Annotated in this window: 11 protein-coding genes; 4 read left to right on the top strand and 7 right to left on the bottom strand. The window is 45.7% G+C overall.

Features of this window, described 5'->3' with window-relative positions; translation table 11 throughout:
- Nucleotides 1-41 precede the first annotated feature (41 nt).
- The 7 genes from QT992_RS31400 to QT992_RS31370 all read right to left on the bottom strand — a co-directional run bounded on the left by QT992_RS31400 (nucleotide 42) and on the right by QT992_RS31370 (nucleotide 10,875).
- The gene (locus QT992_RS31400; protein WP_333341487.1) at nucleotides 42-1,598 is read right to left on the bottom strand and encodes a formyltransferase family protein; all 1,557 of its coding nucleotides are present in this window, start codon (nucleotides 1,596-1,598) and stop codon (nucleotides 42-44) included.
- 295 nt (nucleotides 1,599-1,893) lie between these two features.
- Complete coding sequence (locus QT992_RS31395) at nucleotides 1,894-2,994, bottom strand: RNA-guided endonuclease TnpB family protein (RefSeq protein WP_333341486.1); 1,101 nt, start codon at nucleotides 2,992-2,994, stop codon at nucleotides 1,894-1,896.
- Between the two features lie 595 nt (nucleotides 2,995-3,589).
- Nucleotides 3,590-4,069, bottom strand: a complete 480-nt coding sequence (locus QT992_RS31390; RefSeq protein WP_333341484.1) for a hypothetical protein — start codon at nucleotides 4,067-4,069, stop codon at nucleotides 3,590-3,592.
- A 39-nt stretch (nucleotides 4,070-4,108) separates the two neighbouring features.
- Nucleotides 4,109-7,222 carry an efflux RND transporter permease subunit gene (locus tag QT992_RS31385; protein WP_333341482.1) on the bottom strand — a complete coding sequence of 1,038 codons (3,114 nt, stop codon included), beginning with the start codon at nucleotides 7,220-7,222 and terminating at the stop codon, nucleotides 4,109-4,111.
- A gap of 238 nt (nucleotides 7,223-7,460) precedes the next feature.
- Nucleotides 7,461-9,404 (bottom strand): efflux RND transporter periplasmic adaptor subunit, encoded by a 1,944-nt coding sequence (locus tag QT992_RS31380; protein ID WP_333341480.1) that lies wholly within the window; start codon nucleotides 9,402-9,404, stop codon nucleotides 7,461-7,463.
- A 202-nt stretch (nucleotides 9,405-9,606) separates the two neighbouring features.
- Nucleotides 9,607-9,804 carry a hypothetical protein gene (locus QT992_RS31375; protein WP_333313919.1) on the bottom strand — a complete coding sequence of 66 codons (198 nt, stop codon included), beginning with the start codon at nucleotides 9,802-9,804 and terminating at the stop codon, nucleotides 9,607-9,609.
- Between the two features lie 348 nt (nucleotides 9,805-10,152).
- The gene (locus QT992_RS31370) at nucleotides 10,153-10,875 is read right to left on the bottom strand and encodes a DUF305 domain-containing protein (protein ID WP_333313921.1); all 723 of its coding nucleotides are present in this window, start codon (nucleotides 10,873-10,875) and stop codon (nucleotides 10,153-10,155) included.
- A gap of 319 nt (nucleotides 10,876-11,194) precedes the next feature.
- On the opposite strand from QT992_RS31370, the gene QT992_RS31365 reads away from it, so the two are divergent.
- The 4 genes from QT992_RS31365 (at nucleotide 11,195) to gloA (ending at nucleotide 14,651) form a co-directional block, all read left to right on the top strand.
- Nucleotides 11,195-11,395: a heavy-metal-associated domain-containing protein gene (locus QT992_RS31365; RefSeq protein WP_333313923.1), complete on the top strand. Its 201-nt coding sequence runs from the start codon at nucleotides 11,195-11,197 to the stop codon at nucleotides 11,393-11,395.
- Between the two features lie 165 nt (nucleotides 11,396-11,560).
- Nucleotides 11,561-13,816 (top strand): heavy metal translocating P-type ATPase, encoded by a 2,256-nt coding sequence (locus tag QT992_RS31360; RefSeq protein ID WP_333341478.1) that lies wholly within the window; start codon nucleotides 11,561-11,563, stop codon nucleotides 13,814-13,816.
- A gap of 95 nt (nucleotides 13,817-13,911) precedes the next feature.
- A complete protein-coding gene (locus tag QT992_RS31355; protein ID WP_333341476.1) occupies nucleotides 13,912-14,148 on the top strand; it encodes a hypothetical protein in 237 nt (78 codons plus the stop codon).
- Nucleotides 14,149-14,222: 74 nt separating this feature from the next.
- On the top strand, nucleotides 14,223-14,651 hold the full coding sequence (gloA, locus tag QT992_RS31350) for a lactoylglutathione lyase (RefSeq protein ID WP_333313927.1): 429 nt from the start codon (nucleotides 14,223-14,225) through the stop codon (nucleotides 14,649-14,651).
- Nucleotides 14,652-14,787 lie beyond the last annotated feature (136 nt).

Below are 14,787 nucleotides of genomic sequence, written 5' to 3'. Positions count from 1 at the left end.
ATTGAAGGCGGTTGAAACCGCTACCGACTTCCTCCCCATGTCTAAAAGCCAGGGGCTTCCGTCTCGTTTTTCGGTGATGGAATGACCAGGGTCAACTCATTCCCAAACCCAGCTTGGTGCTCGTCTAGTTTTTCTACCCGTTCTACGACCACCGGAAAAATCGGCTCGCGACTCCGATCGGGCAATGAACGAAGAGCCGGATACCTCGCTACCACATCACGCGCATAAGTCTTGTGAAGTTTGGTCAACTCCACCTGCTCCTCAAAGGCTTTAAAAACTTCCTCAAAACTTTGCTCGTAGTCTATATCTACGCGACAAGAAACAATTGATGCAAACAAGCCTTCCAGTCCTATCAACTCCCGTTGCACTTCGACATCTCTATATCCGATATCAAAACATCCAGTTCCTACAAGACGGGCTAGATAAGTAGCAAAAGCAGCAAACAGGAAGTCACTCTGATTCCAAGCAGGATGGCCCTCCAGAAAGGTTGTGACCTCATCCGGTATGGACATCTTTACACTGGTGTACTGCTTTTGATTCAAGTGCGAGGTAGTTCGATCGGCATAGGGAACCGCGATCGGCTCTAACGTCGCCAGCTTCTCTACCCAGAAAGCTTCGTGCTGAGCAATTAACCCATCAAACCTCTCAATACGCCTCGCCCTATCTGGCTCGATGTCCTTAAACTGATACCCAACTTGCAGTCCAAATCTCTCGACCAAATCAGGAATCGATAGCGCTTGACCATCGATGGTCAGCACTTGGCGCAGCGCTACCTCGTAACTTGCTGTAGAAACCGTCAAGAAGCTGGGTTCGATCGCCGTGATTGTTCCTGGAGACGACTTAGACCGGTCATCCTTAACTTCGAGTTTGCGGATAACGATCGAGTCGTTCCCTATAGCCAACTTCGCCACACCAAGGGGATTGGGGTAGGAACCAAAGTCCAATGCCCTAATGTCGGCATCAATATCATAGGCACAACGATTGAACGAGAGTACACCTCCGGCAAAAAGTCTTTTTGAGTGTCCCAAATAGGTTCGCTCATCCAGATTTTGCTTCAAAGCTAACGCTTGACCACTTGATATCTCATCCACTAACTCTTCAAACGCACGAATTGCGGCTTCATGACATTTCCCAGTGAGAGAAAATGCCGTATCGTCATCAGCAATATCGATAGCAACCTGCTTCAGGATATCGCCGCCCTCAGCCGAATCGCTCATCACATACCACGTCACCCCATGAGTTTTCTCCCGGTGCATCAAAGCCCAAGAGGTAGCATTGAGTCCCGCATACTTCGGCCGTGGGGCGTCATGGTAGTCGATCGCTAACTGGCGCGGCAACTCCAAAATTTCTTTGGGTAATAGCGAGCTGTTTACAATGTTGAATAGGTAATCAAAAGGCTGTTGTCTTAAAAATGCTATGAGATTCTCTGTTTGTTGGATGTGAGGTATGTCCTTTGCCTTCGCCCAGCTACTTATCGATGTATCAGCGGAGATGACACCGAAAATCTGATGACCCCGCTCTAAAAGAAGTTCCGCACATTGAACAAGTAAAGTTCCTTGTCCAATAAGAAAGCAACTAAATGGATTCTGAATAGACATAGTTGTATTGCTTATAGTTTGAGCCACTCAATTCACCAGTGTTTACTACGGAGTCTTTCCACGGCATAGCAAATCACTTCATTCCCTTAATACTTATTCTGTGTTTCAGGAATGAAATAGTTCGCCACACGCTCTAGAAGCTTTGTTAGCTAATTTTAGATTTTTTTAAGTAGCTAGGTTGACATCATCACTGCTTTGTAAAACTCATCTAAACTTACCTAAAGCCATCTTTAGACACAATTCGGAGTTTACTTCCTACGCTGTTGGGTAGACGGCTAATCCCAAGATAAGTAGGCTATCCCCCTCCAGCCGAGGGTTCCCAGTTTAAAATGTTGATGCTGGCGTTGAAATCACGATCTAAAGATCTGCCACAAGCAGGACAGTCAAAAGTCCGAATGCTTAGTGGCATATCTTTTTTAGTGCCACAATTCGAGCAAGTTTTAGTGCTGGGGAACCATTGGTCTACCAGCACTAAATTTGCCCCATACATTTTGCACGCCATATCGAGTTGGCGTTTGAATTCGTAAAACCCTAGATCCGATATTGCCCCGGCTAACTTGTGATTCACCATCATTCCTTGAATGTTCAAGTTTTCAATCTTAATTAGCTTAAAAGTTTGGGCGGTGGGAGTTGTTAGCTTGTGAAGAAAGTCTAAGCGAATACGAGCTATCCGTGCATGGAGCCGACGGATTTTATGGTAGGTTTTGCGCTGATTTTGGGAGCCTCTTACCTGTTTTGATGCTTGGCGCTGCAAGGTGGCAAGCTTGGTTTTCGCTTGTTTTAACGGCTTCGGCGCATCAAAGACCTGCTGAGTTGACAGCGTGGCAAAAGAATTAATGCCTACATCGATTCCTACAGAGCTTTCAGATTGTTGAACTGGCAAACGTTCGGCATCAATGCAAAAGGAAACAAACCAACGACTTCCTTCTTTGGAAATCGTAAAAGTTTGAGACACATAACCGCGTTCTAAGGCTTCGTAGAGTCGAAAAGTTCCCAATGTAGGAATCTTGATAGTGCTGCCAGCATTTAGTAAAACTTTGCCGTTAGACGAATCAACTGTAAAAGAGTGACCGTCTCGGCGACTAGCAAATTTTGGATGACCTGCCTTTCCAGAGCGATACCGACTAAAAGCATCTTTCAAGTCAATCAAAGCATTTTGATAAACGCGACTAGATAATTGATTCATCCAAGCGAATTCAGGCTGTTTCTTGACGTAGTTGGTGAGAACTTTTTTGAATTCGTTAAGTACCTTTGAGTCTGTGAATTGTCCCTCGCCATACATTTGAGTCCGCAAGCTCAACCCCATGTTAAACACTACCCGCCGAAATCCTGCGTGTTTTGCCATCAAGGTGGCTTCCCGGTTATTCAATTTGAGCGCTCGCTTGACGGCAAACACAAAACTTCTCCTCAACGATTAACTATGGATATTTTTAGCGAACTATTTGGCACTTAAGTCTTGCTCATAATTCGCGCTTTAACCCCAGTCCGTCAGCTTTGCCCTTGCCAAAGGCTAGCTTAGCGATGGATGCGATCCCCGTGAGCCCCATCATAAACGATCGCTGCCTAGTCCTGTCAAGGTGCGATCGAACTCCAGCCCAGTCCGCGATGGTTCCTGACGGGCAATTGTCAGCGGAGTTTTAACCTGGACTTCCCCGATACAAATGTACTAACAGTCCTAAAACTATTACTCAACAAAGGATGCAACTGTTGAGCTGAAAATTTGGCCCCATTTATAAGCAATAGCTGACGCAGGCGATCGCGCTCAATTGTTGTAGATTTAATATAATTGCCGATCGCAAACAGATATCAATCATCTACAGGAGTACACAATTTTTTACTCAACAATTGAAACCTTTGTGATGAGAGGCTTTTGAGCTTGTGTAAGTATATTTGCATGAGGAAGTTCAGTAAGAGGGGAAATGCAAGAGGCAGTTGTTTGTTGCTCATCACTAATGCGCCCATAAGTTAGAGCGCATTAGGAAATCAGCTATTTATTGATTGAAGGTAAAACGACCGTCAACTTTTTCTCCGTTAATATCCGCAGTCACTTTCACTGGATACTGACCGGGTTCATTGCCGGGAAACAACACAGCGTAATGTTTGCCCTCAGCATCATACTTGAGAGCTAGGGTTTGCTGCTTTCCACTCGGCAACTGCACTTGAGCCGTCACTTTCGCGTTAGGAACTGGTTCCTTTTTATCCCCTTTTAGCAAAAATAAATCTAAATGAGTTCCGGTAGCTTCTTTTTCCGGTACAAACTCTAAATGGTAAGCTCCAGACTCCACAACTTGCCCCCCTTTAGTTGGTGTTGCAGGAGCAGCGGCGGGAGTAGAAGACGCAGGTTGAGAGGCGACAGGAGGGGATGGTGGACTACTATTTGTATCGCTTGCTTGGTCGCCTTGACTGCAAGCTCCCAAAAACAGCAATCCAACACTACCTAGAACAATTAAATTTGACTTAAGCGATTTCATTGGTTTGACTCCTTGCTGACTGACAATAATTGGAAAATATCACACATTAACTACCTTTCCGTCTTCAATAACTGGCTGAGGTTGTTGAGGTCGTAAAAAATGCCCAAATTGAGCATACAAAGCTGGCAAAACTAACAGAGTTAAGGCTGTAGAAGTAAATAACCCTCCTAAAACTACGACGGACAGCGGTTGCAAAATTTCCTTGCCCGCCCCACCTTCAAAGACTAAAGGTGCTAAACCCAAAGCAGAAGTTAAAGCGGTCATCAGGATGGCGTTCAGCCGTTCCATCGAGCCTTTAATAATTGCTTCCTTAAAAGGCATTCCCTCGGCAAATTTAGTGTTGTAGTTGTCTACTAAAAGCAAGCCGTTACGGGTAGCAACGCCGAATAATGTGACAAAGCCAACCAGGGAAGCTACAGAGATGATGCTGCCAGTCAAAGCTACCGCAATTACTCCTCCTACTAATCCGATCGGCAAATTAATCATAATCATAGCAGTTGAAGGAATTGACTTGACTGACAAGTACATCAATACTGTAATTACCAAAAAGGCGATCGCACTAAATATCATAATATTTTGCGACGCTCTTTGTTCGGCTTCAAATTGACCGCCGTACTGGATAAAATAGCCAAAAGGCAACTCTACCTCTCGTTTGACTTTAGCTTGAATTTCATTCACAACCGATCGCAAATCCCTATTTTTAGCATTAGCCGCTGCTACAATCAAGCGAGAAACATTCTCGCGGTTAATCGTATTTGGCCCCGTACCGTATTTAACAGTCGCAACTTGGGCGAGGGGAATCTTGTTGCCGCTTGGAGTATCTACCAACAAATTTTGAATAGTTTCTAAGTTATTTCGGGCTTCAGGCTGCAACCAAACAACTAAATCAAAAGTTTGCTGCACTTCCAAAACTTGAGAAACAACTTTGCCGTTTAAAGCTGTCTCAATTATTTCAGAAAGCTCTCCGATTTTCAAACCGTATCTACCCGCAGCTTGACGGTTAAACTTAATTTGAATTTGTGGCACTGGCACCTGCGGTTCGAGTTGCAAGTCTACAATCCCTTCAACAGTTTTCATTTGCTCTTCAACTTGGGCACCGATGCTGCGAAGTTGATCCAAATCCGGGCCAAAGATTTTGACAGCAATCTGACTTCTGACACCAGATAAAACCTCATCCATCCGGTGAGAAATAAAACCGCCGATATTTGGTGCAACTCCCGGCAATTTACCAAACTCCTGCCGCAACGACTCCAAAGTTTGCGGCCTGTTTTTCATGCCCTCCTCGCTTAAACCAATATCAATGTGAGCTAAATTAACTCCCGCAGCATCAGCATCACCCGGAGCTCTGCCCGATCGCACTTGCACGTATTGAAACCTGCTATCATCCTTAAGAGCATCTTCAATAGCAAAAGCTGCGCTATCTGTTGTCTCCAAAGACACCCCCGGATAAAGCATAATAGTATTCACCAAAGTTTGCTCCTGAAACTCCGGCAAAAACACCCGCCCAAAAGATGGCAAAATAATTAATGCAGCCACCATGCTAGCAGCAGCTAAAGCTAAAATAATCCCCGAATAGCGCATTGACAAATTTATCGTAAAATGATATATGCGCTTGCACAATCTCGGCAGCCAAGGTTCTCGTGAACTCATGCGTTTGGTAGGCAACAAGATAGCGCAAAGGGCCGGAGATATTAACAGCGATTCTAGACTAGAAATCACAACAACTACCAAATAAGTAATCCCCATCGGCGTAAAAATTCGACCTTCTACACCGGGCAAAGTAAAAATAGGAGAAAACACAACAATCCCAATAACAGTCGCTCCAATTAACGAATCGCGCACCTCCTCACTGCCATCAAAAATCACATCCATCACCGGGCGCGGATGAAGAGAAGCCTTATTTTCTCTCAAATTGCGGTAGGTATTTTCGGCATAGACGATCGCATCGTCGATCGCAGTGCCGATCGCCACCGACAAACCCCCCAAAGTCATCGTATTCAGCCCCAGCCCCAGCCAATACATCGCCAGCAGCGCCAACAGCCAAGTCAGAAAGAAATCCAGCAAAACAACCGCGAGAGTGCGCCAATTCATCAAAAACGGGATGAGAATAAGGGTGACGATAATACTGCCTTCAATTAAAGCCGATCGCACATTCTCCACCGAAGAATTAATATATTCTTCCTGTCGAAAAGTCACAGTAACTTTAATATCTTTTGGCAGAGCTTCCTGCACCTGGGCCATTGCTGCCTCAACGGCTTTCGTTACCGTCGGAGTATCAGCAACTGGCTGTCTGTTTACCATCACAATCACAGCTTTTTTGCCGTTAAAACTGCCATCGCCCCGCTTGATTGCAGCACCAATCTTGACCTCAGCCACATCACTAATTCTGACGGGTGTGCCGTGGCGAGAGTCGATCGCCGATTGCTGCAAATCTTCCACAGACTCAATCCGCCCCACCCCCCGGATTAAAGTTTCTCGATCCGGCGTAATTAAATACCCCCCCGGCGCGTTAACATTCGCAGCCGCCGCCGCTTCAGCTACTTGCTGCAGCGACACATTAAAAGCTTTCAACTTGGCAGGTTCTACTAATACTTGATACTGCCTTTCTTCGCCCCCGTAAGCCACCACTTGAGCAACGCCAGTCACTGCCAAAAGGCGATTTGTGACTTGCCAATCAACCAGACGGCGCACTTCCATCAAAGGAGTAGTTTCCGAGGTAAAAGCATAGGTAATAACAGTGCCCACAGGAGAAGTTGTGGGAGAAATTTGTGGTGTTTCTACCCCAGCCGGGAGTTTGCTTTCAGCTTGCTGCAACCGTTCTGTTATCAACTGGCGCGCTTGATAAATTTCAGTTCCCCAATCAAAGATTACCTTAACCGAAGAAAGGCCCACAGCAGAAGACGATCGCACTGCTGTTACCCCAGGAGTCCCATTAATTGCACTTTCGATCGGTAGTGTTACCAAAGACTCAATTTCTTCCGGCGCGAGACCCGGTGCTTCCGTCTGAATTTCCACCTGCGGGGGTGCAAAAGGAGGGAAGACATCAAGCGACATTTGGGGGATGATATACAATGTCCACAGACTAACAATAATGGTGGCGATAACGACTAGCCAGCGGCGGTTAATTACCCATCTAAGAATTGTGCTGAACATTTAATAATTTGGGAATTGGGAATTGGGAATTGGGAATTGGGCATTGATAAAAACAGCTATCCGTCTATCCGTGACTTCCGTGTCATGCTGTTACTTCAAACTCTTGACCGAAAGCCTCCAGGATACCCGCCACGTGATTCATCCGTCCAGAAATAAAAAACCTGTATCCGAGAAACTTGCCGAACGTATTTATCTCGCGCAAGTCAATGCTTCAATTCTTTAATCTAAAATCTAAAATCTAAAATCGATTGACTTCTGCCTCTTGAGTTTTAACGTGATGGTTGTCATTGTGTAACAGGAGTTCATTGTCCAACGCCGATGCAGAGGCGGAAAAACCATTATTTGCAGTATTGTTTCCAGAATCCGCTGCTATTGCTGGCAATTGGCGCCGATTTCCCCACAACACGCCGGCTGTGAAAGTCAGGGATGCGATCGCAACTCCTCCCCCTATTCCCGCCCACCATAAAGACACGGGTAAATTATTAAAATTAACCTCTGCTGCCTTTGGAGTTGCGTCTTTCTTTGCCTCGTGTTTTGAGGGCTTGCTGCCGCCCCGCAAAGATTGTGCGTAAAGTTGAGGTGCTCGCTGCGTTACTATCAAATCTCCCTCGAATAAACCCCTCTTCACTTCAACTAAATCTCCGGCTGTTTGACCTTGTTCAATTTCAACAGCTTGATAAGCATTGCCATTTTGGACGTAAACGGTTTTTTTCCCGCTAACATCCACTACCGCCGCACTCGGAATTGCTAAAATATTTGTGGCAGTTTTGTCTGTTAAAATCTCCAACTCCGCAAACAGTCCTGGCTTTAATTCGCCGTTAATATTATCTAGTTCTGCTTTCACCGGCACAACCCGCGTTTCTCCTGACACGGATGACCCAATTAAGGCGATTTTTCCATTGAAAGTGCGATCGGGTAAATTAGCGACTTTTACCCTGACTTCCTGGCCCTGTTTTACTTTATTCAGGTCTTTTTCGTAAATGTTGGCTGTGGCAAAAACGCGGCTGTCATTTAACAGACTCATCAACGGTTTTTCAGCGTTTACTGACTCTCCTGGGGTGATGAAGCGATCGGCTACCGTCCCCGAAATCGGAGCAACTACGGTAACGAGTCCTCGATCGTTGGCAGCAGTTCCTAATTGTTGCAGTCGCGCTTGATAGGCTGCGTCAGCCAAGCGAATGCGCGATTGAGCGACTTCGACGGCAGTTTTGCCGCGTTTGACTTGGTTCTCGGCTTCTAGGACTTCCCGGCGGCTCTGAGCTCTGGTAAGTTGAGCTTTTGCTTCTGCTACTCTGCCTTGAGATTCCCGCAATTCCCGCATCGGGAGGTCTACTTCGGCTTGTTTAATTTCGGTTTGGGCTTTGATAACTTCTGGACGGCTTTTTGCCTTAGCAACAGCGGCTTGTGCTTCGGCGAAGTGGGCTTGCGATTCCAGCATTGTGCGCCGCGCGATCGCCCCAGATGCCACTAATTCTTTGTCGCGATCGAACTGTTCTTTGGCAACAGTTAATTCTGTTTCTGCCCGTGCTATTTCGGCTTGCGCTATTTCAACTTGACGCTGATAGTTTTCTTTAGCGGCTTGCACAACTGAACGCTTGTTTACTAATTCTTGTTCTTGCTGGTACTGCTTAGTTACCGCTGCCAATTGGGTTTGGGCTTGGGCGATTTCTGCTGCGGATATTTGACTTTGGCGATCGTAATTTTCTCGTGCTAATTTGAGATCGCCTTCCGCTTGCTGCAAATCTGCCTCAGCTTCGGCACGTTTCGAGAGAGATTCAACCCGCAATTGTCCTAATTCTGAACTCGATAAAACCGCCACCGGTTGACCTTTTGATACTTTGTCCCCAGGCTCAACCAGCAACTCTACTACTTTGCCAGCAACAGGAGCCGTAACTTCAACTTTTTCGTTGGGTAAAGTTTCAATTTGTCCTGTGGTTTTGATGCCGATATCTAGTCGCTGGCGGGCGGCAGGGGAGACTTTAATACCTAATCGTTTTGCGGTTTCGGCATCGACAGAAATAGCAGCAGGAGTTTGAGTTGTTTCGCCGCTTTGGTGAAATTCATCTCCGTGGCCAGCGTGGGCAAAAACAGCGGCAGGAGAACTTAGCAAAATTAGGCTGAACAAACTTCCCGAAAAGCTGCTAATAATTGCCGGATATTGAGCATATTTGTGGAATATCATCGTTGGCAATGTCCTTGAAATCAGGTTGAGTGCCACAGGTTTAGCAGTTGGTATTTTGCCAAGGTAAGTAAGTGATACCCATTAAGTAAAGTTACTTGTTAGCATTTTCCAAGAAGCGACTGCTAAGCAATGACCAAGAGCTAGAAATGCTCTACTCAACCTAGTATTTCACGGTCAAATGAAATTAGGATGAAATTTCGCATCAGCAGCCCAGATGCCCACCAGCTTCTAAAATACGAAGATAAGTTTCGCCTAATGACAAGCGATTTGGCTGTAGATTTTTTGCCGATTTTTTTATCTCTGCTGGCGCTGCAATTTCGTTGGTCAATGCGCTCACTAGCTCATCTACGGCTGCATTGGATTTATAAGTGGTGTTTAATTCCAAGCTATTCAATATCATAAACTACCCTCTCTATCTATATAGCTTTTTGCTGACCTATCTACTACTTTAGAGGTATGGCTGAGCAATTGTCTACAGTATTATTACGTAACTTGCTACTACTTTAGAGGTAGGGCGGCTCAATTATCTACAGTCTGTGTAGGTACTCTCAGGAAACTGAGGTGGAGTCAGACAAATGCTGACAGCCACAGTCGAGCTACATTACTTGGTCTACCAAGGTGGTCGCCACTTTTTCATTTGCTCAGTTTCTTGCTTTTGTGAACCAAGTATGTTCTTAACTATTGAGCTACTGTGATTAATGTCACTCATTTTTTGGATTTGGGTCACGTTTTGTTGAGGTGAGCTAAATTACTTTTTGTACCAAGCTTGCCGCCACTGCTTCATTTGCTCAATTTCTTGCTTTTGCGAAGTCAGAATTTCTTGAGACAATTTCTTCATTTCCGGGCGTTTTGACTTCTTCAAAGCATCTTGGGCCATCACTAAAGCTCCTTCGTGGTGAGGAATCATCGCATTGATAAATCGCAAGTCAAATTGGTCGTCAGCCGCCCCTAAATCCATGCTCATCATCATGTGGTGCATTTGTTCGGGAGTCATGGCCATCATACGACCCATAGGAGCCTGATAAGCCATCGGGGTACTGCTGGCTTTGGGATACCAAGTTTTTCGCCACTCTTTCATTTGATTGATTTCGCGGTTTTGAGCAGCAATTATATCAGTGGCAAGTTTTTTCATTTCCGGGCGTTTGGATTGTTTAAGCACATCTTGAGCCATTTTTACAGCACCTTGATGGTGTACTGTCATGCCATCAATAAATCGCAAATCGTAGTCGGCATCAGCCGGGCCTAAATCCATTGACATATCGTGATTCATGCCATGATGCTCCATGCCACCCATGCCACCGCCTTGTGCCACGTTTTGCTTGTTGTTTGCTTCGGTTGCAGCCGTAACATTTGGGGCGGGAGTTTCACTGGAAGGGGCATTTGAACAAGCTGCAAGCACTCCGCTGGTTAAAGCGGCTGTGGCGGTCAACATCAGCGCTGCAAAGCCTGTTTTCAATGAAAGTGGTTTCATAGAGCTTATATCCTTAAAACTGCCATTTATCTTCAGCTTTCCACATATAAATGAAATTAGGATGAAATTTTTGCTGCGAACTTGTAAAGAATTATTGCTCTGCCGTCGATCGCACTCAAAGTTAAGATTTACACAACTCACAACCTAATTATGTAGGGTGCACAGTGCGCGCCTTACCCCTAGGGGTAGCGTGTCAAACCAGTTTTTTCATCATTCCTGATTTATTTTGCAATTCCCCTTGACTCTCCTGTGGACTGGAGACTTTACAATAAAGTTAATTCATTGATTGAGCAGAGTAGTTTCTGCTGAGGTTCAAATTATGACATTACAGCTAAAAGTGCCTAAGATGGCTTGTTCTGCTTGTGCGACTACAATCACAAAAGCAGTCCAAGCCATTGACTCAGCCTCGACGGTTGAGGCGGATATCAAGACAAAATTGGTCACGATTCAAACCGCTAAGTCAGAAAGTGAAGTTAGGAAAGCGATCGCATCGGCGGGCTATCCAACAAGTCAATTTTAGATTTTAGATTTTAGATTTTAGATTTACTTGCAGCTTTGAATCTGGGAGATTTAACAAGAGTCTAAAATTTTTGATTCTCCACGACAGGAGTACGTCGCACGTTATCCGTTTTTAGGCGAGGTCATTTGAAGACAGAAGGTAACTTTATAAGTTAGGAGGGCATCTATGGACAATCTCACACTTAAACTGCGGGGCATGAGTTGTGCTTCTTGTGCTTCCTCTATCGAACAAGCAATTCAATCTGTTCCCGGCGTACTTGAGTGTCACGTAAATTTTGGGATGGAACAAGCAACCATCCAATACGACTCCAAGCAAACCAACTTAGAAACAATTCAATCTGCTGTTGATGATGCGGGATACCAAGCTTTGCCGCTTCAAGAAATGGCGGCGACAGAGGATGATTCCGAACAAGCCGATCGCAAATCTGAATCTCAAACCTTGCAGCGGAAACTCTGGACAGCAGGTATCATCAGCATCCTGCTATTTGTGGGCGCTATTCCAGCGATGACCGGCTTGCATCTGCCATTTATTCCAGCATGGCTGCACAATTTTTGGCTGCAATTAGTCCTGACATCACCCGTACAATTTTGGTGCGGCAAATCGTTTTATGTGGGAGCTTGGAAATCTCTAAAACGGCGTGTAGCAACAATGGATACCCTGATTGCATTGGGAACGAGTGCTGCTTACTTTTATTCTGTATTTGTGACATTTTTTCCCGGTTTCTTCACTGCCCTCGGTTTGACTCCTAGCGTTTACTACGAAGTAGCCGCCAGCGTTATCGCCTTAATTTTGTTGGGGAAAACCCTAGAAAATCGGGCGAAGGGAGAGACTTCGGAGGCCATTCGCAAGCTCATGGGTTTGCAAGCAAAAACGGCTCGGATAGTTCGCAACGGGGAAGAGTTGGAAGTGCCGATCGCCCAAGTGGAAATTGGCGACATCGTGCAGGTGCGGCCGGGAGAGCAAATCCCCGTAGATGGAGAGGTAATTGAGGGTGCTTCGACCGTAGACGAAGCAATGGTTACGGGAGAAAGTTTGGCTGTCAAAAAGCAGCTTGGCGACGAAGTTATCGGAGCCACAATTAATAAAACTGGCAGTTTCAAGTTTCGGGCGACAAGAGTTGGCAAAGATACATTTTTAGCTCAAATTGTCAAGATGGTGCAGGACGCACAGGGGTCAAAAGCACCGATTCAAAAGTTAGCAGACCAAGTGACTGGTTGGTTTGTTCCCGCAGTAATTGCCGTCGCTTTAGCTACTTTTATTATCTGGTTTAACGCGACGGGAAACATCACTCTCGCCACGGTAACAATGGTGGAAGTGCTGATTATTGCCTGTCCCTGTGCTTTGGGTTTGGCGACTCCGACTGCTGTGATGGTTGGCACGGGTAAAGGTGCAGAAAACGGGATTTTAATTAAAGGAGCCGAGAGTTTAGAATTGGCTCACAAAATCCAAATCATCGTGTTAGATAAAACTGGAACTCTCACAGAAGGCAAGCCCACTGTAACTGATTTTGTGACAATTAAAGGAACGGCGAACAGCAATGAGTTAAAGTTGCTGCAATTGGCTGCGTCTGTAGAGCGAAATTCGGAGCATCCTTTGGGGGAAGCTGTTGTTAGGTACGCTCAATCTCAAGAGGTTAATTTGACGGATGTTAAGGATTTTGAGGCGATCGCGGGAAGTGGCGTGCGCGGGGTTGTAGGCGGAAAGTCGATCGCCCTGGGAACGCTGAGGTGGATGCAGGAACTAGGTTGCGATACTGAATATCTGGAACTGCGCGCCAGAGCTTTGGAAGCTGCGAGCAAAACGGTTGTTTGGATGGCTGTAGAAGGCAAAATAGAGGCAATTCTGGGCATTGCGGATGCCCTCAAACCATCGTCAGCGCAGGCGGTGAAAGCGCTTCAAAAGCTCGGTTTGGAGGTGGCGATGCTGACTGGGGATAATCGCGCGACTGCGGAGTCGATCGCCCAATCCGTGGGCATTACTCGTGTTTTTGCCGAAGTTAGACCCGACCAAAAAGCAGCTCAAATTCAAGCCCTGCAAGGGGAAGGAAAAATTGTCGCGATGGTGGGAGACGGGATTAACGACGCACCGGCTTTGGCCGCTTCAGACGTGGGAATTGCGATCGGCACCGGCACAGATGTGGCGATCGCAGCCAGCGACATTACCTTAATTTCAGGAGATTTGCAAGGGATAGTTACAGCAATTAAACTTTCCCGCGCCACCATGCGGAACATCCGCGAAAATCTGTTTTTTGCGTTTATTTACAACATCGCTGGAATCCCGATCGCGGCTGGTATTTTATTCCCCATTTTTGGCTGGCTGCTAAATCCAATTATCGCCGGTGCAGCAATGGCTTTCAGTTCAGTCTCTGTAGTTACTAATGCTTTGCGATTGCGGAATTTTCAAGCCAAATCTAGTGCATAAATTAGGATTTTTCCCCAACATCCTGGTAAGCAATGCCCACCAGACACCGATTTATCAACAAAAATCTTTTGTATAAACTAGGAGAAATTTAAAAAATGTTGAACCAACGCCAAATCTTAGGAAGCCTCGGAAGTTTAGGAATTATGCTCGGAATTGCATCGGGAGTTCGAGCCAATCAAATCTCAATCCATCCTGCCAATTCAACCCCTAAATTTCGGCATATCGAACAGCCGTTAAGTTTAAAAATAGGCGTAACAGCAGGCGGATTGACCTTAATTGGTTTAGAATTATGGTGGTTTTTGTTCAGTAAAAAGCCAGCTAAAACCAAGTAAACTTTGCCGACGCGGTTTTTTCCAGCAAGAAATCGCTAAAATTGAGGAAGCTTAAAAAATTTGGAGTGAGCTAAATGCAACTACTACACACGATGCTCCGAGTCGGCAACCTGGAAGAGTCCCTCAAATTTTACACCGAGGTTCTGGGCATGAAATTGCTGCGAAAAAAGGACTATCCAGACGGTAAATTTACTCTGGCTTTTGTTGGCTACGGCGACGAATCAGACACTACAGTTTTGGAATTAACATACAACTGGGGCGTCACAGAGTACAATTTGGGAGATGCTTACGGTCATATTGCGATCGGCGTTGACGACATTTACGGTACTTGCGAAGAAATTAAAGCTCGTGGCGGTAAAGTTAGTCGCGAACCCGGCCCGATGAAGCACGGTTCAACTGTCATCGCTTTTGTACAAGACCCAGATGGATATAAAGTTGAATTAATTCAACTGCAAAATCAAGGTAGCAACACCCAGAAAGTAGCAGCAACAACCGCATCCTAACTTTCTTAAGAGGGGGAAGGGGAAGGACAAACTATCTTCCCTCTTCCGTTTTCCTTTTGACAACTGTCAACTGTCAACTGTCAACTGTCAACTGTCAACTGTCAACTGTCAACTGTCAACTGTCAACTGTCAACTG

This window comes from Microcoleus sp. T3_D1 (assembly GCF_036700405.1).
Classification (GTDB): domain Bacteria; phylum Cyanobacteriota; class Cyanobacteriia; order Cyanobacteriales; family Microcoleaceae; genus Microcoleus.
The sequence above is the reverse complement of the archived record's forward strand: the minus strand, read 5'-3'. Positions and strand labels throughout refer to the sequence as shown.

Coding starts and splice junctions, on each gene's coding strand:
- QT992_RS31400 (WP_333341487.1), bottom strand. CDS start 1,598: ATGTCTATTCAGAATCCATTTAGTTGCTTTCTTATTGGACAAGGAACT.
- QT992_RS31390 (WP_333341484.1), bottom strand. CDS start 4,069: ATGAAATCGCTTAAGTCAAATTTAATTGTTCTAGGTAGTGTTGGATTG.
- QT992_RS31385 (WP_333341482.1), bottom strand. CDS start 7,222: ATGTTCAGCACAATTCTTAGATGGGTAATTAACCGCCGCTGGCTAGTC.
- QT992_RS31380 (WP_333341480.1), bottom strand. CDS start 9,404: ATGATATTCCACAAATATGCTCAATATCCGGCAATTATTAGCAGCTTT.
- QT992_RS31375 (WP_333313919.1), bottom strand. CDS start 9,804: ATGATATTGAATAGCTTGGAATTAAACACCACTTATAAATCCAATGCA.
- QT992_RS31370 (WP_333313921.1), bottom strand. CDS start 10,875: ATGAAACCACTTTCATTGAAAACAGGCTTTGCAGCGCTGATGTTGACC.
- QT992_RS31365 (WP_333313923.1), top strand. CDS start 11,195: ATGACATTACAGCTAAAAGTGCCTAAGATGGCTTGTTCTGCTTGTGCG.
- QT992_RS31360 (WP_333341478.1), top strand. CDS start 11,561: ATGGACAATCTCACACTTAAACTGCGGGGCATGAGTTGTGCTTCTTGT.
- QT992_RS31355 (WP_333341476.1), top strand. CDS start 13,912: ATGTTGAACCAACGCCAAATCTTAGGAAGCCTCGGAAGTTTAGGAATT.
- gloA (WP_333313927.1), top strand. CDS start 14,223: ATGCAACTACTACACACGATGCTCCGAGTCGGCAACCTGGAAGAGTCC.